The sequence below is a fragment of the Falsiroseomonas sp. genome (assembly GCF_051860665.1).
Lineage (GTDB): Bacteria > Pseudomonadota > Alphaproteobacteria > Acetobacterales > Acetobacteraceae > Falsiroseomonas.
In genome coordinates, this window is record NZ_JBHYDM010000017.1 from 32,369 (window position 1) to 50,128 (window position 17,760).

At 70.8% G+C, this 17,760-nt stretch carries 21 protein-coding genes; 8 read left to right on the forward strand and 13 right to left on the reverse strand.

Features of this window, described 5'->3' with window-relative positions; translation table 11 throughout:
• Positions 1-54: 54 nt before the first annotated feature.
• Positions 55-672 carry a DUF6498-containing protein gene (locus ACTIF1_RS16985; RefSeq protein WP_439597632.1) on the forward strand — a complete coding sequence of 206 codons (618 nt, stop codon included), beginning with the start codon at positions 55-57 and terminating at the stop codon, positions 670-672.
• On the opposite strand, the gene era is transcribed toward ACTIF1_RS16985, so the two are convergent.
• From era to ACTIF1_RS17020, 7 genes are all read right to left on the reverse strand, one after another.
• Positions 673-1,599 carry a GTPase Era gene (gene era / locus ACTIF1_RS16990; RefSeq protein ID WP_439597633.1) on the reverse strand — a complete coding sequence of 309 codons (927 nt, stop codon included), beginning with the start codon at positions 1,597-1,599 and terminating at the stop codon, positions 673-675.
• On the reverse strand, positions 1,596-2,267 hold the full coding sequence (rnc, locus tag ACTIF1_RS16995; protein ID WP_439597690.1) for a ribonuclease III: 672 nt from the start codon (positions 2,265-2,267) through the stop codon (positions 1,596-1,598). Before rnc ends, era begins: the two co-directional genes overlap by 4 nt.
• Before the next feature lie 80 nt (positions 2,268-2,347).
• Positions 2,348-3,100 (reverse strand): signal peptidase I, encoded by a 753-nt coding sequence (gene lepB, locus ACTIF1_RS17000; protein ID WP_439597634.1) that lies wholly within the window; start codon positions 3,098-3,100, stop codon positions 2,348-2,350.
• 91 nt (positions 3,101-3,191) lie between these two features.
• Complete coding sequence (gene acpS, locus ACTIF1_RS17005) at positions 3,192-3,629, reverse strand: holo-ACP synthase (protein ID WP_439597635.1); 438 nt, start codon at positions 3,627-3,629, stop codon at positions 3,192-3,194.
• 9 nt (positions 3,630-3,638) lie between these two features.
• Complete coding sequence (locus ACTIF1_RS17010) at positions 3,639-5,909, reverse strand: RelA/SpoT family protein (RefSeq protein WP_439597636.1); 2,271 nt, start codon at positions 5,907-5,909, stop codon at positions 3,639-3,641.
• 67 nt (positions 5,910-5,976) lie between these two features.
• Positions 5,977-6,372: a DNA-directed RNA polymerase subunit omega gene (gene rpoZ, locus ACTIF1_RS17015; RefSeq protein WP_439597637.1), complete on the reverse strand. Its 396-nt coding sequence runs from the start codon at positions 6,370-6,372 to the stop codon at positions 5,977-5,979.
• A gap of 81 nt (positions 6,373-6,453) precedes the next feature.
• Positions 6,454-6,849: a hypothetical protein gene (locus ACTIF1_RS17020; RefSeq protein WP_439597638.1), complete on the reverse strand. Its 396-nt coding sequence runs from the start codon at positions 6,847-6,849 to the stop codon at positions 6,454-6,456.
• Positions 6,850-6,856: 7 nt separating this feature from the next.
• Here ACTIF1_RS17020 and ACTIF1_RS17025 point away from each other — a divergent pair, with 7 nt between their 5' ends.
• Positions 6,857-7,459, forward strand: coding sequence for a hypothetical protein (locus ACTIF1_RS17025; RefSeq protein ID WP_439597639.1), 603 nt, complete (start codon positions 6,857-6,859; stop codon positions 7,457-7,459).
• A 4-nt stretch (positions 7,460-7,463) separates the two neighbouring features.
• Here ACTIF1_RS17025 and folK read toward each other — a convergent pair whose 3' ends face one another.
• Positions 7,464-7,973: a 2-amino-4-hydroxy-6-hydroxymethyldihydropteridine diphosphokinase gene (folK, locus tag ACTIF1_RS17030; RefSeq protein WP_439597640.1), complete on the reverse strand. Its 510-nt coding sequence runs from the start codon at positions 7,971-7,973 to the stop codon at positions 7,464-7,466.
• 40 nt (positions 7,974-8,013) lie between these two features.
• On the opposite strand from folK, the gene ACTIF1_RS17035 reads away from it, so the two are divergent.
• The gene (locus ACTIF1_RS17035) at positions 8,014-8,667 is read left to right on the forward strand and encodes a uracil-DNA glycosylase (RefSeq protein WP_439597641.1); all 654 of its coding nucleotides are present in this window, start codon (positions 8,014-8,016) and stop codon (positions 8,665-8,667) included.
• Between the two features lie 183 nt (positions 8,668-8,850).
• Here ACTIF1_RS17035 and ACTIF1_RS17040 read toward each other — a convergent pair whose 3' ends face one another.
• The 5 genes from ACTIF1_RS17040 to dapA form a co-directional block, all read right to left on the reverse strand.
• Entirely contained in the window at positions 8,851-9,396 is a 546-nt protein-coding gene (locus tag ACTIF1_RS17040) for a glutathione peroxidase (RefSeq protein ID WP_439597642.1), read from the reverse strand.
• Entirely contained in the window at positions 9,389-10,060 is a 672-nt protein-coding gene (locus tag ACTIF1_RS17045) for a sulfite oxidase-like oxidoreductase (RefSeq protein WP_439597643.1), read from the reverse strand. Before ACTIF1_RS17045 ends, ACTIF1_RS17040 begins: the two co-directional genes overlap by 8 nt.
• A 148-nt stretch (positions 10,061-10,208) precedes the next feature.
• Positions 10,209-11,057, reverse strand: coding sequence for an alpha/beta hydrolase family protein (locus ACTIF1_RS17050; RefSeq protein WP_439597644.1), 849 nt, complete (start codon positions 11,055-11,057; stop codon positions 10,209-10,211).
• Between the two features lie 107 nt (positions 11,058-11,164).
• The gene (gene smpB, locus ACTIF1_RS17055) at positions 11,165-11,656 is read right to left on the reverse strand and encodes an SsrA-binding protein SmpB (protein ID WP_439597645.1); all 492 of its coding nucleotides are present in this window, start codon (positions 11,654-11,656) and stop codon (positions 11,165-11,167) included.
• Complete coding sequence (dapA, locus tag ACTIF1_RS17060) at positions 11,656-12,534, reverse strand: 4-hydroxy-tetrahydrodipicolinate synthase (RefSeq protein ID WP_439597646.1); 879 nt, start codon at positions 12,532-12,534, stop codon at positions 11,656-11,658. Before dapA ends, smpB begins: the two co-directional genes overlap by 1 nt.
• 106 nt (positions 12,535-12,640) lie before the next feature.
• Between dapA and ACTIF1_RS17065 the strand changes: the two genes are divergently transcribed.
• Genes ACTIF1_RS17065 through ACTIF1_RS17085 form a run of 5 tightly spaced genes read left to right on the forward strand, consistent with a single transcriptional unit; the run spans position 12,641 to position 17,757 of the window.
• Complete coding sequence (locus ACTIF1_RS17065) at positions 12,641-14,599, forward strand: transglycosylase SLT domain-containing protein (protein WP_439597647.1); 1,959 nt, start codon at positions 12,641-12,643, stop codon at positions 14,597-14,599.
• Positions 14,596-15,432 (forward strand): alpha/beta fold hydrolase, encoded by an 837-nt coding sequence (locus ACTIF1_RS17070; protein WP_439597648.1) that lies wholly within the window; start codon positions 14,596-14,598, stop codon positions 15,430-15,432. The genes ACTIF1_RS17065 and ACTIF1_RS17070 overlap by 4 nt, the downstream gene beginning before the upstream one ends.
• On the forward strand, positions 15,429-15,875 hold the full coding sequence (locus tag ACTIF1_RS17075; protein WP_439597649.1) for a phosphatidylglycerophosphatase A family protein: 447 nt from the start codon (positions 15,429-15,431) through the stop codon (positions 15,873-15,875). Before ACTIF1_RS17070 ends, ACTIF1_RS17075 begins: the two co-directional genes overlap by 4 nt.
• Positions 15,875-16,372 carry a CinA family protein gene (locus ACTIF1_RS17080; protein WP_439597650.1) on the forward strand — a complete coding sequence of 166 codons (498 nt, stop codon included), beginning with the start codon at positions 15,875-15,877 and terminating at the stop codon, positions 16,370-16,372. The genes ACTIF1_RS17075 and ACTIF1_RS17080 overlap by 1 nt, the downstream gene beginning before the upstream one ends.
• A complete protein-coding gene (locus tag ACTIF1_RS17085; protein WP_439597651.1) occupies positions 16,369-17,757 on the forward strand; it encodes a dipeptidase in 1,389 nt (462 codons plus the stop codon). Before ACTIF1_RS17080 ends, ACTIF1_RS17085 begins: the two co-directional genes overlap by 4 nt.
• Positions 17,758-17,760: the final 3 nt, after the last annotated feature.

A 17,760-nucleotide genomic window follows, 5' to 3' on the forward strand; every position in this document is an offset into this window, starting at 1 on the left:
CGGCCCGGAAGGTGGGGGTTTGCGGGGCGGCTGGGAAGCCGGCATGGAAGCGGGATGCTCGCCCATCTGAAGACACCCCTGCTCGCCTCCTCCGCTGGCCTGGTGCTGGCCAATCTCATCCCGCTGGCCGGTGCGTTGCTGGGCTATTGGTCGAGCTTCGAGCTGATGCTGCTGTTCTGGGCCGAGAACGTCGTCATCGGCCTGTTCCAGGTCCTGCGCATGGGTACGGTGCTGGTGCTGCGGCGGGAGCGGGAGCTGCTGTTCCTGATCCCCGTCTTCGCCCTGCACTACGGCATCTTCACCTACGGGCATGGCACCTTCCTGGTGGTTCTGATGGGCGGCGGGACGACGATGGACGGGGCCTTGGCGATGCTCGGGCAGTCATCCGGCCTGCTCTGGCCCATGCTGGGGCTGGTCGCCAGCCATGGCCTGTCCTTTGCGCTGAATTTCTGGGGCGCCGGGGAATGGCGGCAGGTGGCGCCCAAGGCGCTGATGACCCAGCCCTATGGACGGGTGATGCTGCTGCACCTCGTTATCATGCTCGGCGGGGCCATCGCCCTCGCGCTGCAGGATGCGACCCCCACCCTTGCACTGCTGGTGGTGGCGAAGATCGTGATGGACCTGCGGGCGCATTGGCGGGAGCATCGCGCGGCCCCCGCCGCCGCCGGATAGTCAGCCGGCGTCGTCGAGCCCCAGCGCCCTGATCCGCCCGCGCTCCTCGTCCCAGCCGGCGCGCTCCTTCACATTGACGAAGAGATGGATGCGCCGTTCCAGCAGCGCCTCCAGCTCCCGCCGCGCGGTCTGGCCGATATTCTTGATCTTGCTGCCGCCGTCGCCGATCAGGATGGCCTTCTGGGTGGACCGCGTGACGTAGATGGTCACGTCGATCCGGGCACTGCCGTCCTTGCGCTCGGTCCAGCTCTCGGTCTCGACCGTCGCGTGGTGCGGCACTTCCTCATGCGTCTGGCGCAGCACCTGCTCGCGCACGATCTCGGCGGCCAGCATGCGCTGCGGCAGGTCGGAGAGGTCGTCCTCGGGGAAGAGCCAGGGGCCCTCCGGCAGGTTCTTCGCCAGCACCGCCAGAACGCGGTCGAGACCCCTGCCCTTCAAGGCGGAGACCATGAAAGTCTCGGCAAAGGGCAGAATCTCGTTCAGCGCCTGGGCCAGCGGCAGCAGCCGCGGCGGGTCCACCAGGTCGGCCTTGTTCAGCAGCAGCATGGCGCGCCTTCCGCCCTGCTTCAGCTTCTCGGTGATCTGCCGCACCTCATCCGTCAGCCCGGCGCGGGCATCGACGATCAGCACGGCGAGGTCCGCATCCTGCGCACCGCCCCAGGCGGCCGCCACCATGGCGCGGTCCAGCCGCCGGCGCGGGGCGAAGATGCCGGGTGTGTCCACCAGCACGATCTGCGCCTGGCCCTGCATCACCACGGCGCGGATGCGGAAGCGCGTGGTCTGCGGCTTGGGCGAGACGATCGAGACTTTCGTTCCCGTCAGCGCATTCACCAGCGTCGACTTGCCCGCATTGGGCGCGCCCACAATCGCCACCAGCCCGCAGCGTCGCGGGCCTTCGGCCGGTGCCGGGGTTTCGGTCTCGCTCATGCCGCGCCCAGAATCTGCAAAAGTCGCTCCGCGGCCGCCTGCTCGGCGGCCCTCTTGTTGTCGCCCTTCCCTTCGGCCTCCTGCCCCGCCGCCACGGCGCGGACCACGAAGACCGGGCTGTGGGAGGGGCCGGTGGTGGACATCATGACATAGTCCGGCAGGCCGAGCCCGCGCCCCAGCGTCCATTCCTGCAGCCGGCTTTTCGGCGAGACCGGCGGCCGCAAGGGCCCCTCCAGCAGCGCATCCCATTCGCGCCGGATCAGGGCGCGGGCCGCCTCCAGCCCGCCATCCAGATAGAGCGCGCCCAGCATCGCCTCCAGCGCATCGGACAGCACGGAGGCCCGCCCCCGCACGCCGCTGCGCTCCTCATTCACCGTCACCCGCAGCGCCGGGCCGACGCCGAGGGCTGCCGCCACCCGCGCCAGGCTGTCCTGCGCCACCAGCACGGCGAGGCGCTTGCCGAGATCCCCCTCCCGCTCCTGCGGGAAGCGTTCGGCCAGCCATTCGGCCATCACCAGGGCCAGCACGCGGTCGCCGACGAATTCCAGGCGTTCATTGCTGTCCAGCATCTGCCGGCGTGGATCGGCGGCGGAACGGTGGGTCAGGGCCTGCAGCAGCAATTCGGGCCGCTGGAAGCGGTGCGGCAGCCGCGCGGCCAGCGCCGCGATGGGGTCATCCGCCCCCTCCGCCTGCGGTGCCGCCGGCTGCGCGCGCCCGCCACGCCCCCGGCCTGGGGTGTTCGGCGCCTTCACCGCACCGCGCTGAGCAGGCGGCTCCAACGGATCGCCATCGGCCAGGCCCAGACCTCCCACCAGCGGGCGGAGCCATCGACGGAGAAGAAGATGAATTCCGCGCGGCCCACCAGGTTTTCGACCGGGATGAAGCCCACCGCATTCTGCGCCCGGCTGTCCAGGCTATTGTCGCGGTTGTCGCCCATGGCGAAGACATGGCCCTCCGGCACCCGGTATTCGCCGGTATTGTCGAAGGGCTGGTCGTCCGACATCTCCAGGATGTTGTGCGCATGCGCCACCATCCCCGGCTGCGGCGGCAGGAATTCGCGGTATTCGCGCACCACCAGGCGGGGGCCGTCGCCCTCCACCGTATAGGGCCCGATCAGCTCCCGCCGCACGGACTGGCCATTCACATAGAGCACGCCGGCACGGACCTGGATGCGGTCGCCCGGCAGGCCGATGATGCGCTTGATATAGTCCGTCGCATTGTCCCGCGGCAGCTTGAACACCGCGACGTCACCCCGCTCCGGCAGGCTGCCGAAGATCCGGCCCTGGAAGAGGTTCGGGCTGAAGGGCATGGAATGCCGCGAATAGCCGTAGGAGTATTTCGAGACAAAGAGATAGTCGCCCACCAGCAGCGTCGGGATCATGCTGCCGGAGGGGATGTTGAAGGGCTCGAAGGCGACCGTGCGGATGCCGATGGCGATGAGCCCGGCATAGACCACCGTCTTGATGGATTCGAGCCAGCCGCCCGACTTGTGTTTGGCCATGGTGGGAATTTGCGCGGGCATCCTCAACGGACGCCCCAAATGCCGGACGCGTCACTGCGGGGCGGGATAGAGCGCGAGGCGATGCAACCTGTCAAGGAAGCTGCGATGACGGGGGCATCATGCGCGGCAGCGGGACCGCGGTGATGATGACCATGGCCTGGGCATAGGGGAACTCGTCCGTCATGGTCAGCGCGACATGGGACACAAGGCCGGCGGGCGTGATGGCGGCCAGCCGGGCCGCGGCGCCGCCCGTCATCCGCAGGGTCGGCTGGCCGGAGGAAAGGTTCACCACGCCCAGGTCGCGCCAGAAGACCCCGGCCCGGAAGCCCGTGCCGAGCGCCTTGGAGGCGGCCTCCTTCGCCGCATAGCGCTTGGCATAGGTGGCGGCGCGGATCTTCTCGGTGCGCCGCTCCGCCTTGGCGCGCTCCGCCGGCGTGTAGATGCGGGCGAGAAAACGGTCACCGTATTTCTGCATCACCCGCTCGATGCGGCGGATGTCGATGATGTCACTGCCGAGGCCGATAATCATGGAGACGAACTAACCCTTCGACCGCTCGACCTGCGCCACGCCCTGCAGCGCCCGCAGCGCGGCGATGATATTGGACAGGTGGCGCAGGTCCTGCACCTCCACATCCACCGCGATCTCCTGGAAATCCGGACCGCGATGGACGATGCGGATATTCTCGATGGCGCCGTCCTGCCGCGCGATCGCCTCCGTCACCGCCGAGAGCACGCCGCGGTCATTGCCGGTAACCACGTCGATCCGCCCGGTATGCGCCACGCCGGCGCCGCCGCCATAGTCCCAGTCGATGTCGATGAAGCGTTCCGGGCTTTCGGCAAAACCCGAGAGATTGTGGCAATCCGTCTTGTGGACGGTCACGCCCTTGCCCGTGGTGACAATCCCCAGGATGCGGTCGCCCGGCAGCGGGTGGCAGCAGCCGGCGAAGTGCACCTCCATCCCCGCCACCAGGCCGGTGATGCCCATGGTGACGTCGCGCTTGAAGCCGCCCTTGGCCAACGGCACGGCGCGCGGGCGGGACCGGGCCAGCGGCAGGGAATCGGCCGCCCGCGGCGGGCCGCGCAGCTCGGGATAGACCGCGTGCAGCACATCCTTGGCGCTGGCCCCGCCCGCCGCGACCACCAGGCAGAGCTCCTCGAAGCTGGATTGCTTCAGCGCCTTCAGCGCCGGCTCCATATGCTTCTCGGAGAATTCCACGCCTTCCGCCCGGAAGGCCTTGGCGATGGCGGCGCGGCCTTCCTGCTGCTGCTGCTGGCGCTGCTCGGCATGCACGAAGCGGCGGATGCGGGCGCGGGCTTTCCCCGTGACAACAAATCTTGCCCATTGCGGATTGGGCGTGCCGCCGCGGGCGGTGATGATCTCCACCTGGTCGCCGTTTTCCAGCGGCGTGCGCAGCGGCTTGATCTGGCCGTTGATCTTGGCGCCGACGCATTGGTCGCCGACCTGGCTATGCACCTGGTAGGCGAAGTCGACGCAGGTGGATCCCCGCGGCAGCGCGATCAGCTCGCCCTTGGGCGTGAAGCAGAAGACCTCGTCGCGGTGCAGCTCAAGCCGCGTGGCGTCCAGGAACTCCTGCGGCTCGCTCGCCTGTTCCAGGATTTCCAGCAGCGCCTTCACCCAGGGGAATTTCTGCTGGTCGCGCGCGGCCTCGCCGCCCTGCTTGTAGATCCAATGCGCGGCCACGCCGTATTCGGCGACCTCGTGCATCTCCCGCGTGCGGATCTGCACCTCGATCTTGGCGTTTCGGCGTTCCGGCACCGTCAGGCCGGTATGGATGGACTGATATCCGTTGGTTTTCGGTGTGCTGATATAATCCTTGAACCGCCCCGGCACGACCCGATAGGCCGAGTGCAGCACGCCGAGCGCCTGGTAGCAGGCGGCCTGGTCCGGGACGATGACCCGGAAGGCCATGATGTCCGAGAGCTGCTCGAATTCGATGCTCTTGCCGTGCATCTTCAGCCAGATGGAATAGGGCGACTTCTCCCGCCCCGTCAGCTCCAGCAGGTTGATCCCTGCCTCCTCCAGCACCCGCTTCAGGTCGGTGCGGATCTCGGCGATCAGGTCGGCGCCCTGGCCGTAGAGGAAGCCGCGGCGGGCGACGATGGATTGGCTGGCATCCGGCTCCAGCTCGCGGAAGGCGAGCGTCTCCAGCTCCGTCTTCAGCGCGTCCATGCCGATGCGCTCCGCCAGCGGGGCGAAGATCTCCATGGTCTCCCGGGCGGTCTTGCGTCGCCGGGCTTCCTGCGGGACGAAGTGCAGCGTCTGCATGTTGTGCAGACGGTCCGCCAGCTTCACCAGCAGCACCCGGATATCCTCGGACATCGCGAGGACCAGCTTCCGGAAATTCTCGGCCTGCTTGGTGCGCTCGGATTGCAGTTCGAGGCGCGTCAGCTTGGTGACGCCATCCACCAGCCGCGCGACTTCCTTGCCGAAGCGCTTTTCCAGCTCGGCCAGGCCGACCTTGGTATCCTCCGCCACGTCATGCAGCAGGGCGGTGGCGATGGAGGCGGCGTCCAGCCGGTACTGCACCAGGGTGCGGGCCACGGCGACGGGATGGATGATATAGGGGTCGCCGTTGTCGCGCTTCTGGCCCTCATGCGCGGCGCTGGCGGTGACCCAGGCGCGCTCGATCATGGCCGTATCGGCGCGGGGGGAATAGGCGGCGACGAGGCGGGCCAGTTCCTGGCCGATGGTCTCCCCGGCCGGTGTCGGGCCCGCGGGGGCGGGCGCCGGGGCGGCGGGCGGAGGGTCCAGGGCGATCCCGGCCGGCATGCCGTCGGGCGCGTTCATTTGCGGCCGATCCTGGCCGTTGGCCGGGGCGCGGGGGCCTCGCGGCCCCTGCGCGGTCGATCCGGCGTCAGCGCTTTCCGCCGAGTTCGGCGGCGATCGCCGCCTCGATATCGTCGGCCGAGAGGTCTTCCAGCCCGGCGCCGTCGCCGATCGCTTCCTCGTTCACGTCCATGACGCCGAAGATGTTCTCGTCGGTGGCGATGAGGTCGAGCACCTCCTCCTCCGCCGGCTCCGGCTCCGGCGCGCGCTGCAGCGACTTCACCAGGTCGGCCTGCAGCAGGTCGAGGTCGACCGTGCCCTCGGCGATCTCGCGCAGCGCAACGACCGGGTTCTTGTCATTGTCGCGATCGACCGTCAGCTCCTCGCCGCGGCTCACATTGCGGGCGCGCTGCGCCGCATGCAGAACCAGCTCGAAGCGGTTGGGAACGCGGAGGATGCAGTCCTCGACCGTAACGCGCGCCATGGCGGCTCCAATCCCGATGCGGGGGGAATAGTGCGGGGAACCCGAGGCGCAGGCGCTGCGCGCGGGACTCCCCTCCCCACCCTATGGTGAACGCTCCATGTAGCCAGCCCGGGCGCCGCTTGCAAGGCGCGCGAGTTCAGCTTCCGGGCGGGCAGTCGCGGGCGGCCGCCAGGTCCCGCAGCCGGGCATTGCGCCGTTCCAGCGCCGCCGTCTCGCTGCGCTGGGTGTCGCCATTGTCCATGAAGGCCATCCGCCCAGGCCCATCAGCAGCAGCATCCCGGCATTGTCCGCGCCGCGGCGTTCCGATTCCCGCGCCAGTTCCGGCAGCCGCGCCTGATTGGCGGCAAGCTCGCCTTGAATGTGTGCGCAGCTCAAACGATCATCGAGCCCGGTCGATTCGGCGGGCGGCTGCGCCTGCCGCGCACCGCAGCCCGTCAGGAAAAAGAGGATCGCCAGCGTGCCGAATGCTTTTGTCATAACCGCAATGTTCCATGCCCGCAGCGCCGGCGGAAGATGGGGTCGCGCCCTGCGCGGGCTGGCGTTGGCGCTGATCCTGCCGCTCGCGGCCTGCGCCAGCGGCGCCACGCCGGGGGCGATGACGGTGCCCCTCTCGGCCGATACCATGATCGCCGAGGGCTCCGGGCTGCGGCAGGCGGTGGCCACCGGCACGCTGGGCGGCGGGCAGGAGACCAACCCGATGTGGACCTCCCAGGTCTCCAACGAGGCCTTTGCGAGCGCGCTGCGGCAGAGCCTCGGCACCCATGCGATGCTGGCCATCCAGGGCGGGCGCTTCCGGCTGGATGCCACGCTCGGCGCGCTGCGGCAGCCGCTGATGGGCGCCTCGCTGGAGGTCACCTCGACCGTCGCCTATCGGCTGACCTCGGTGGAGACCGGCGCCGTGGTCTTCGAACGCACCATCGAGGCCGCCTATACCGCCCCCTTCAGCGCCGCCTTCGCCGCGGTCGAGCGGCTGCGCCTGGCCAATGAGGGCTCGGTGCGGGAGAATATTCGCCGCTTCCTGGTGGCCCTGGTGGCGGAGGAAGCCCGCAACCCGCAGGCCTTCCGCGCCGGCACGCCGATCTCCTGAAGCCTCAGCCGAGCGGGCGCACCCCGGCCCGCCCCACCTGCCCCAGCAGATCCGCCGCCGTGGCGCCGAGGCCGGGATGCACCCAGCCCGGCGCCACATCCGCCAGCGGCGCCAGGACGAAGGCGCGCAGATGGGCGCGGGGATGCGGCAGGATGGGGTCGGGCGCGTCCCGGACCAGCCCGTCCAGGTCGATCAGGTCCAGGTCCAGGGTGCGCGGCGCATTGGGATAGGGGCGGACCCGGCCGAAGCGGGCCTCGATGCCCTGCAAGGCGGCCAGCAGCGCCGCGGGGTCGGGCGGCGTGGCGCCGGGGCGCGGCTCCAGCCGGGCCATGCCATTGACATAGTCGGGCGCGCCGGGGCTGGGCGGCACGGGGGCGGTCGCATACCAGCGGGACAGCGCCCGCAGCCGCAGGCCGGGCAAGGCATCCAGCGCCGCGGCGGCGGCGCGGCAGGTGGCCAGGGCATCACGCCCATCCGGGCCGGGCAGGTTGGCGCCAAGGGCGATCAGGATCATATCCCGCGCTCTACCGCCCGAACCTCGGAAAGACCACGCCTTGCAGCCGCCCAACCCGGGGACGCCCGAGACGCCAAGCCACGACTGCCCGCTCTGCCCGCGCCTGGTGGCCTATCGGATGGAAAATCGCCAAAAATGGCCGGAGTGGCACAATGGGCCGGTGCCCTGCTGGGGGCAGAGCGAGGCGCGGCTGCTGGTGCTGGGCCTGGCGCCCGGGGTGCGCGGCGCCAATCGCACGGGCCGGCCCTTCACCGGCGATTTCGCCGGCAAGCTGCTCTATGCCACGCTGTTGAAATACGGCCTGGCGGCCGGTGAATACCGGGAGGATCCGAAGGACGGCATGCAGCTCCGCGGCGTGCGGATCGCCAATGCGGTGCGCTGCGTGCCGCCCGAGAACCTGCCGACGCCGGCCGAGATCACCACCTGCAACCGCTTCGTGGTGGCGGAGCGATCGGCCATGCCGCAGCTGCGCGTGGTGCTGGCGCTGGGGCTGGTGGCGCATAATGCATTTCTGAAGAGCCACCGCATTCCCGTGGCACGGTACAAATTCGCCCATGGCGCGCAGCACGTGCTGCCGGATGGGGTGGTGCTGGCGGACAGCTATCATGTCAGCCGCTACAACCAGAATACGGGCCGCCTGACGACGGAGATGTTCGAGACCGCGGTGGAGCGGATCCTCCCCCTCATCGCCTGAGAAGGCGGGTGGGGACGCGGCAGGCCACGCCCCCGTCCATTCTTCAGCGCAGCCCGAGGAAGCTCAGGATGGCGATGACGATGACCACGGCGCCGACGATATAGACAATGCTGTTCATGGGGTGTCCCTCGGTTCACGACAGCGGGGTAACGGGGCAGCAACATCAAAGTTGCAGACTCCCTCTCACCCCGTCGGCATGCCACCGAGGGCCGCCTGCACAGCCTGCAGCAGCGTGGGATTCTCGGGCGCCACGGAGGTCGGGAAGCTGCGCACCGCCAGCCCGTCCCGCGCCACCAGGTACTTGTGGAAATTCCAGCGTGGCGGCCCGCCGGCGCGCGCGGCGAGCCAGGCGAAGAGGGGATGCGCCTGCGGCCCGCGCAGCGTGGTCAGCCCGGCCATGGGGAAGGTGATGCCATAGACCGTCTCGCAGAATTCGCGGATCTTCGCGGCCTCGGTGCTTTCCTGCCGGAAGTCGTTGGAGGGCACGCCGATCACGGCAAAGCCCATTGGCGCGAAACGGTCATGCAGCCGCTGCAGCCCCTCATACTGCGGCGTATAGCCGCAGAAGCTGGCGGTGTTCACCACCAGCAGCGCCTGGCCGCGGAACTCGGACAGCGCCAGCGGCCCGCCCTCCAGCGCCTCCAGCCGGAAGTCGAAGACGGTCTGGGCGGGGGCCGCGGCCATCAGCAGGGGCGTGGCCAGCAGGGCGCGGCGCGGGACCTCAGCCATACCTTTCCTCCATCCAGGGATCGCCGCGATTGTGGTAGCCGCGCACCTCCCAGAAGCCGGGCCGGTCCTCGCGCAGCAGCTCGACACGGGTGAGCCATTTCGGGCTCTTCCAGAAATACAGATGCGGCACGACCAGCCGCAGCGGCCCGCCATGCTGGCGCTCCAGCGGCGCGCCCGCCCAGGAATGGGCGAAGAGGTTCTCGGGCCGCGCGAAATCCTCGATGGCGAGATTCGTCGTGTAGCCGTCGTAGCTGGTGAGCGCGACGAAGCGCGCTTCCTCCTTCGGCCGCGCCAGCGCCAGCAGGTCCGGGACCGGCACGCCCTCCCAGTCATTGTCGTAGCGCGACCACTGCGTGACGCAATGGATGTCATTGCGGCGGCGCGCCTGCGGCATGGCCAAAAATTCGTCCAGCGTCAGGCGCAGCGGCGCGGCCACCAGGCCCTCGATCCGCAGGCGAAACTTCTCCCGGCTCACATCCGGCTGCACGCCCAGGTCGAGCACCGGGAAATCGGACACAAGGCGCTGGCCAGGCGGCAGGCGATCGGCCTCGGGGGTGGAGGTGGTGCCGGTCAGCAGCCGGCCATCCCGGGCCCAGCCCTGCTTGGTCTCGACCAGCTTCTCCCGCACCCTTCCGGTCAGCGGGATATCCTCGTCCTCGGGCATCGCGATCTCCTCGTGGCGATAGGTGCCGATGCGGCGAGCGGATGCAAGGGGCGCCGCAGCTTTCGGAACATCCAGGCCATGGCTCGATCCGCCCCGCGCCCGGGCCGGACCCTAAGCCAGGCCCGGGGCGGCTGATGACCGCCCGTCCCTACCGGGTGCGAAACCCCTGCGCCATCAGGAAGGGTTCCACCACCGGGCCCCAGACCGCGCTGCCGCCGCGGCCGAAGAACAGGCCGTGGCCATCGGCGCCGAAGGCCGGCAGGGCCACCAGTTGCGCGCGGCCGCCGGCGGCGGTGAAGGCCTGGTGCATGGCCCGTGCCAGCTCCGGGGCGAAGAAGCTGTCATTGGCGGTGTAGATCCACAGCGTCGGCAGCCGCGCCGTCTGGCCGAAGCGGCCGGCGGCGGCCACCAGCCTGTCGGGCGCGCAGACGCTGTTCGGCTGGCCGCCGGCCCAGCCGCCGCGGCCGCCGGCCATGTTCACCACCGCGACCACCCCTTCCGGCGGGGCCGAGGCCAGGGCCAGCGCGCCCCAGCCACCGGCGGATTGGCCGACCACCAGCACCCCGTCCGGCCGGATACCCGGCAGGGCGCGGCCGGCGGCCACGGCGGCGGCGATATCCTGCGCCGTCTGCCGCCCGCCGGCCGCGAAATCCGGATTGGCGCAGGGCCCATAGGCTTCCGCCCAGGCTCCCGCCTCCGCCCCATAGCCGCGGCGCAGCGGCAGCAGCACGGCGAAGCCGCGGTCGAGGAACCAGCGCACCGCCTCCGCCGAGCAGGGCTGCGGCTCCATGCCGGCGCGGGCGGCGGCATTGGCGGGGGATCCGTGGTTGATGACGGCCAGCGGCACCGGCCCCGCGACATCGGGCCGGCAGAGCCGGGCCGGAATCTCCCGCCCCGTGCCGGGGATGGCGATGCCCAGCAGCGCCGGGTCGGCGGCGGGCGCCGGACCGGCGCAGGAAGCGGCCAGCAGGGCGAGGAGAATCAGGATTTTGCGCATCGGCACGGCTCCAGCATCTCGCGGGAGCCTGCCCGTCATTGCGGCACCGTGTCGAGGTGCCCCCACCCAACCAGCCCACCGCCCCCAACCGGGGGAGGGCTTCGATGCTAGCCCCGGTCGCGCATCAGCCGGGCCTTGTCGCGCGACCAGTCGCGTTCCGCGATGGCGGCGCGCTTGTCGTGCTTCTTCTTGCCCTCGCCCACGCCGAGCAGGATTTTTGCGACGCCCCGCTCGTTGAACTGGATGGCCAGCGGCACCAGCGAGATGCCGTCCCGGGCGATGCTGGCGGACAGTTCCTTCACCTGCTTGCGGTGCAGCAGCAGCTTGCGGGGGCGGCGCGGCTCGAAGCTCGCCACATGGCTGCCGGCCTGCCATTCGGGGATATAGCAGTTGAACAGCCACATCTCGCCGTCGCGCTCGCCGGCCCAGGCCTCGGTGAGCGTGGCCCGGCCGGAGCGGAGCGACTTCACCTCCGGCCCCACCAGCATCACGCCGGCCTCGATCTCCTCGCCGATCTTGTAGTCGAAGCGCGCCTTGCGGTTCTGGGCGGCGATGCCGTGGCTGATCAGCGCGCTTTTCTTCTTCCTGGGCTCCGCCATCAGTTCAGCAATCCGGCCCCCGTCATGGCGGCGCGGACGCGGCTGCGCGTCGACTCCGCCACGGGGGCCATGGGCAGGCGGCAGAAATCGGTGCCGTGGCCGAGCAGGCTGGCGGCGAGCTTCACGGGGCCGGGGGAGGTCTCGCAGAACATCGCGTCATGCACCGGGGTCAGCCGGGCCTGGATCGCCTGCGCGTCCTTGATGCGACCTTCCGCCCAGGCGTCATGCATCTCCCGGCACAGGCGGGGGGCGATATTGGCGGTGACGCTGATGCAGCCATGCCCGCCGGCGGCCAGGAAGGCGAGCGCCGTATGGTCCTCCCCCGAAAGCTGGCAGAAGTCCGGGCCGATGGCGGCGGTGGTGTGCAGCGGGCGGGTCAGGTTCGCGGTCGCATCCTTCACGCCCACGATATTCGGGTGCTTCGCCAGCCGCGCCATGGTCTCCACCGACATGTCCACCACGCTGCGCGGCGGGATGTTGTAGATGATGATGGGCAGGTCCACCGCATCGGCGATGGCCATGAAGTGGCGGTACATGCCTTCCTGGGTCGGCTTGTTGTAATAGGGCGTCACCACCAGCGCGGCGTCCGCGCCGGCAGCCTTGGCATGGCGCGTCAGGTCCACCGCCTCCGCCGTGCTGTTCGACCCCGTGCCGGCGATCACCGGCACGCGGCCGGCGGCGGCGGCGATGCAGAGATCGACCACCTGGTGGTGTTCCGCATGGCTCAGCGTCGGGCTTTCGCCGGTGGTGCCCACCGGAATCAGGCCCTGCGTGCCCTCGGCGATCTGCCAGGCGACGAAATCGGAAAACGCTTTGGCGTCCAGGGACCCATCGGCGTGCATGGGCGTGATCAACGCCACGAGCGATCCCCTGAACATGTTTTTCCTGCCGTGCTCAAGCTGATGAAGGGGAGAGAGAGTAATGGCCCCCCTGCCCTGCGACAAGGGCGCGAGACCCGCGGCGTTTTGCGCTAGACTGCCGGGCATGCGCCGTATCCCCCTGCTTCTCCTGCTCCTCACCCTCGCCCTGCCAGCCCAGGCGCAGCCCTGGGCCAGCGATTCGGCGCGTGCCGCCGGCCGCCAGGCGCTGGAGGCGGTGCGCCAGAACCGCTTCCTGGAGGCCGACAGCCTGTCGCTGGCCGCCGATCCCGTGGTGCGCAAGCTGGTGGTCTGGAGCCGGGTGCAGAACCGCCAGGGCGGCGCCAGCGCGGCCGAGATCGTCGGCTGGCTGGATGCCAATCCGGACTGGCCGATGCCCATCACGGTCGCGATCCGGGCGGAGGAGGCGCTGGTCGGCGAGGCCGATGACGCCCTGGCCCTGCGCCAATTCGCCCGCAGCGCGCCGCGGACCCTGGCGGGCGTCCAGCGCTACGCCGATGCCCTGTCCCGCGCCGGCCGCACGGCGGAGGCCGCGGCCGCACTGCGCGCCGGCTGGCGCGAGGCCGATGGCGACAGCTTTTCGGAAGCCGACTTTCTCGCCCGCAATGCCGCGGCGCTGACCGCCGAGGACCACTGGCAGCGCGCGGACCGGCTGTTCTGGGCCGGCCGGGCCGATGGCGCCGCCCGCGTGCTGCCGGTGCTGGATGCGCGCCGCCGCGCGGTGCTGGAAGCCCGCCTCGCCGCCCGCGCCGGCACTTTTGCCGGCACGCCGACCGATATCGGGGTGGCGCATGATGTGGCCCGCAACCTGCGCCGCGCCGAGCGCGATGCCGAAGCGGCTGCCGTCTGGAACGCCGCCGAGCCGCTGCAGCGCGACCTGACGCCGGAGGCGCAGCGCGCCATCTGGGTGGAACGCCAGGTGCTGTCGCGCAAGCTGCTGCGCCTCGGCGACCCCGCCAGCGCCTATCGCCTGGCCGCCAATCACGGCCAGGTCGAGGCCGGGGAGCCCCGGCAGGAGGGCGAGTTCCTGGCCGGCTTCATCGCGCTGCGCCGGCTGAACCAGCCGGCCCAGGCGCGGGCGCATTTCGCCCGGGTCGGCGAGGGCAGCCGCAGCGTCATCACCCGTGCCCGCAGCGCCTATTGGGAAGGCGCGGCGCTGGCCACGCTGGGCCAGGCGGCGCAGGCCCAGGCGAGGTGGCAGGAGGCCGCGACCCTGCCGGTGGCCTTCTACGGACAGCTCGCCAGCGTCTCGCTCGGCGAAAGCCCGGCCCAGCTCGCGGCGCGGATCGGCGCCATCCCCTCCCCGGCGCCGGACCAGGCGGCGGGGCTGCGCTTCCTCGGGCGGGACCTGGTGCGGGCGGTGATCGCGCTCGCCGATCTCGGCCAGTCCGACCGGGCGCGGATCTTCCTGCTGCGGCTGGAGGAGCTTTCGCCCGAGGCCTCCGAACATTGGCTGGTGGCGCGCCTCGGGGTCGCCATCGGACGGCCGGACCACGCGGTCTGGATCGCCCGCCGCGCTGGCGCCGATGGCGTGATGCTGCTGGAGGATGGCTGGCCCACCCCCTACCCAGCCCCGACCGATGGCGCGGAGCCGGCGCTGGTGCATGCCATCACCCGGCAGGAGAGCAATTTCGACCTCTCGGCCGTCTCCTCCGCCAATGCGCGGGGGCCGATGCAGCTGCTGCCCTCCACCGCCGCGGGCGTCGCGCGGCGGCTGGGCGTGCCGCATACCACGGCGATGCTGACCACCGACGCCGCGCATAACCTCCGCCTCGGCAGCGCCTTCATCAACGACCTGCTCGGCCGCTTCAGCGGCGCCATGCCGCTGGCCGCCGCCGGCTACAATGCCGGCCCCGGGCGGGTCGACCAGTGGCTGTCCACCTATGGCGACCCGCGCGCGGCGGACGGGCCGCATATCCTGGACTGGATGGAGCAGATCCCCTTCTCGGAGACCCGCAACTACGTCCAGCGGGTGATCGAGAATGTCGTGGTCTATCGCGCCCGCAACCCGGCCACCGGCGACCAGCCGCATCCGCTCGCCAGCCTGATGGCCGGCCGCCGATGAGCCGCGTTTTTGTGACCGCGCGGGATGGGCTGAAGCTCGCCGCGCTGGACCATGCGGGGCCGGAGGGGCGCACGCCGATCCTGTGCCTGCCGGGCCTGACCCGCACGGCCGAGGATTTCGATGCCCTGGCCGCCCGGCATGCCGGCAAGCGACGGGTGCTGGCGCTGGATCATGCGGGGCATGGGGAGAGCGGGCGGGCGGAGAGCGTGGCGCGCTACGGCATCCAGCACAGCCTGGGCGATGTGCTGGACTGCATGGCGGCGCTGCACTGCCACCACGCGGTGATCGTCGGCACCAGCTATGGCGGCATCCTCGCGATGATCCTCGGCATTCTGCGCCCCACCGCGCTGGCCGGCGTGGTGCTGAACGACGTCGGGCCGAAGCTGGAGCCGGTGGCGCTCGGCCATGTGCAGGATTTCGTCGGCCGCGACCCCGCTTTGCCAGGGCTGGAGGCGGCGGTGGCGCATCTCAAGGCCACCCTGCCGCCTATGGTGATGGACGAGGCCGCCTGGCAGCGCTTCGCCGCCGGCACCTACCGGGCCGGTCCGGACGGGGCCTGGCATCCGCGCTGGGATATCCGGATCGCCCAGGCCATGCAGGGCGCCGGCGCGATGCCCGACCTCTGGCCCGCCTTCGGGGCGCTGGCGCATGTGCCGGTAATGCTGCTGCGCGGCGCGCTTTCGGAACTGCTGTCGGAAGACACCGCGCTGCGCATGGGCGAGGCGCGGGCCGACATGCGCTTCGTCGAGGTGGCCGGCACCGGCCATTGCCCGACGCTGGAGGAGCCCGAGGCGGTGGCCGCCCTCGACGCCTTCCTCGACCGCATCCCATGACCCCTGCCCTTTTGGTGGCGACGCTGGGCGGCGTCGGCCGGCTGCGGCCGGGGCCGGGCACCTGGGGCTCGGCCCTCGTGCTGCCGGCGCTGTGGCTGGGGCCTGTGGCCTGCCTCGGCCTGGCCGCGCTGTGCCTTGTCGCGGGCTGGTGGGCGGCCGGCGAGGTGCTGCGCGACGGCGTGGAAGACCCGGGCTGGTTCGTGGCGGATGAGGGGGCGGGCATGCTGCTGGCGCTCGCCGCCCTGCCGGCCGCGACCCTGCCGGGCGCGCTGCTGGCCTTCGCCCTGTTCCGTCTGCTGGACATCACGAAGCCCTGGCCGGTGTCCTGGTTCGACCGGCAGCCCGGCGCCTTCGGCGTGATGCTGGATGATGTGATGGCCGGCGCCCTGGCCGCCGCCGCCCTGCTGGCCTTTCATGCCCTGGTCCCGGGAGTCCTCGCCTGATGCTGTCCGAAGCCACATTGCAGGACGCCGCGGCACTGCTGGGGGAACTGCAGGCCCGGAACCTCACCCTCGCCACCGCGGAATCCTGCACCGGCGGGCTGATCGCGGCGGCGCTGACCGCCATCCCCGGCTCCTCCGCCACCCTGCTGGCCGGCTATGTCACCTATTCGAACGCGGCCAAGACCGCGATGGTCGGCGTGCCCGCGCCGATGATCGAGACCCTGGGCGCGGTGAGCGAGCCGGTGGCGCGGCAGATGGCGGAGGGTGCGGCGCGGGAATCCGGGGCCGATCTCGCCGTCTCCTGCACCGGCATCGCCGGGCCGGGCGGCGGCAGCGCGGCCAAGCCGGTGGGGCTGGTCCACCTGGCCTGCACGCTGCGCGGTGCGCCGACGCTCGCCGAGCACCACATCTTCCCCGGCGACCGCACGGCGATCCGCGCCGCCACCGTCGCCGCCGCCTTCGCCCTGATCCGCCGCGCCCTGGAGCATTCTGCATGAGCCTGACCGAAGAGCTTCTCTCCACCCTGGACGCCGGCCGCGACGCGGCGGTGGCGCGCCTGGTGGACTGGCTGCGCATTCCCTCCATCAGCGCGCAGCCCGATCATGCGGCGGATTGCGTGCGCGCCGCCGAATGGGTGCGCGACCAGCTTTTGCAACTTGGCTTCACGGCCAGCCTGCGCCAGACGCCGAAGCATCCCGTGGTGGTGGCGCACCACCCCGGACCGGCGAAGGGCGCCAAGCGCCACCTGCTGTATTACGGGCACTACGACGTGCAGCCGCCGGATCCTCTGGAGCTCTGGACCAGCCCGCCCTTCGAGCCCGCGATCGTGGAAGGCCCGCATGGCCAGCGCGTCGTTGCGCGCGGGGCGGTGGACGACAAGGGCCAGGTGCTGATGTGGATCGAGGCGCTGCGCGCCTGGCAGAAGGTCGCCGGCGGCCCGCCCTGCGCCATCACCGCCGTCATCGAGGGCGAGGAGGAAATCGGCTCCCCCAACCTCGCCCCCTTCATGGCAGCCAATGTCGATGAGCTGAAGGCCGACGTCGCCATCATCAGCGACACCGGCATGTGGGACATCGACACGCCGGCGCTCAGCACGCGCCTGCGCGGCATGTGCTTCGTGCAGCTCGACATCAGGGCGGCCAGCCGGGACCTGCATTCCGGCATGTATGGCGGCAGCGCGCTGAACCCGAACAACCTGATCACGAAGATCCTGGGTGACCTGCACGACGCGAACGGCCGGGTGAATCTGCCGGGCTTCTACGACGGCGTGCCGGAGCTTTCGCCCGAACTGCGCGCGCAATGGCAGGCGCTGGGCTTCTCGGAACACGATTTCCTGGGCGCCATCGGGCTTTCGGTGCCGGTCGGCGAGAAGGACCGCGGCGCGCTGGAACGCCTCTGGGCGCGGCCGACGGCCGATATCAACGGCATCTGGGGCGGCTATACCGGCGCCGGCAGCAAGACCGTGATTCCCAGCGAGGCCCACGCCAAGATCACATTCCGCCTCGTCCCCGGCCAGCACCACGAGAAGGTCTTCGACGCCTTCAAGGCTTTCGTGAATGCGCGGCTGCCCGCGGATGCCACGGCCACCTTCCAGGGCGGCGGCGCCAGCCCGGGGATCGAGGTGCCGGCGGACAGCGAATTCGTGAAGGCAGCCCAGGCGGCGCTGGCCGACGAATACGGCAAGCCCGCCGCCATGATCGGCTGCGGCGGGTCCATCCCCATCGTCTCCTCGATGAAGGAGGTGCTGGGGCTCGACACCGTGCTGATGGGATTCGGGCTGGAGGACGACCAGGTGCATAGCCCGAACGAGAAGTTCGACATGCGCTGCTTCCACCAGGGCGCCCGCAGCCATGCGCGGCTGCTGGCGAAGCTGGCCGGGTAGCGC

Coding starts and splice junctions, on each gene's coding strand:
- folK (WP_439597640.1), bottom strand. CDS start 7,973: ATGATCCTGATCGCCCTTGGCGCCAACCTGCCCGGCCCGGATGGGCGT.
- ACTIF1_RS17080 (WP_439597650.1), top strand. CDS start 15,875: ATGCTGTCCGAAGCCACATTGCAGGACGCCGCGGCACTGCTGGGGGAA.
- ACTIF1_RS17020 (WP_439597638.1), bottom strand. CDS start 6,849: ATGACAAAAGCATTCGGCACGCTGGCGATCCTCTTTTTCCTGACGGGC.
- ACTIF1_RS17040 (WP_439597642.1), bottom strand. CDS start 9,396: ATGGCTGAGGTCCCGCGCCGCGCCCTGCTGGCCACGCCCCTGCTGATG.
- ACTIF1_RS17085 (WP_439597651.1), top strand. CDS start 16,369: ATGAGCCTGACCGAAGAGCTTCTCTCCACCCTGGACGCCGGCCGCGAC.
- ACTIF1_RS17010 (WP_439597636.1), bottom strand. CDS start 5,909: ATGAACGCGCCCGACGGCATGCCGGCCGGGATCGCCCTGGACCCTCCG.
- dapA (WP_439597646.1), bottom strand. CDS start 12,534: ATGTTCAGGGGATCGCTCGTGGCGTTGATCACGCCCATGCACGCCGAT.
- smpB (WP_439597645.1), bottom strand. CDS start 11,656: ATGGCGGAGCCCAGGAAGAAGAAAAGCGCGCTGATCAGCCACGGCATC.
- ACTIF1_RS16985 (WP_439597632.1), top strand. CDS start 55: ATGCTCGCCCATCTGAAGACACCCCTGCTCGCCTCCTCCGCTGGCCTG.
- lepB (WP_439597634.1), bottom strand. CDS start 3,100: ATGGCCAAACACAAGTCGGGCGGCTGGCTCGAATCCATCAAGACGGTG.
- acpS (WP_439597635.1), bottom strand. CDS start 3,629: ATGATTATCGGCCTCGGCAGTGACATCATCGACATCCGCCGCATCGAG.
- era (WP_439597633.1), bottom strand. CDS start 1,599: ATGAGCGAGACCGAAACCCCGGCACCGGCCGAAGGCCCGCGACGCTGC.
- ACTIF1_RS17025 (WP_439597639.1), top strand. CDS start 6,857: ATGTTCCATGCCCGCAGCGCCGGCGGAAGATGGGGTCGCGCCCTGCGC.
- ACTIF1_RS17070 (WP_439597648.1), top strand. CDS start 14,596: ATGAGCCGCGTTTTTGTGACCGCGCGGGATGGGCTGAAGCTCGCCGCG.
- ACTIF1_RS17050 (WP_439597644.1), bottom strand. CDS start 11,057: ATGCGCAAAATCCTGATTCTCCTCGCCCTGCTGGCCGCTTCCTGCGCC.
- ACTIF1_RS17065 (WP_439597647.1), top strand. CDS start 12,641: ATGCGCCGTATCCCCCTGCTTCTCCTGCTCCTCACCCTCGCCCTGCCA.
- ACTIF1_RS17045 (WP_439597643.1), bottom strand. CDS start 10,060: ATGCCCGAGGACGAGGATATCCCGCTGACCGGAAGGGTGCGGGAGAAG.
- rpoZ (WP_439597637.1), bottom strand. CDS start 6,372: ATGGCGCGCGTTACGGTCGAGGACTGCATCCTCCGCGTTCCCAACCGC.
- ACTIF1_RS17075 (WP_439597649.1), top strand. CDS start 15,429: ATGACCCCTGCCCTTTTGGTGGCGACGCTGGGCGGCGTCGGCCGGCTG.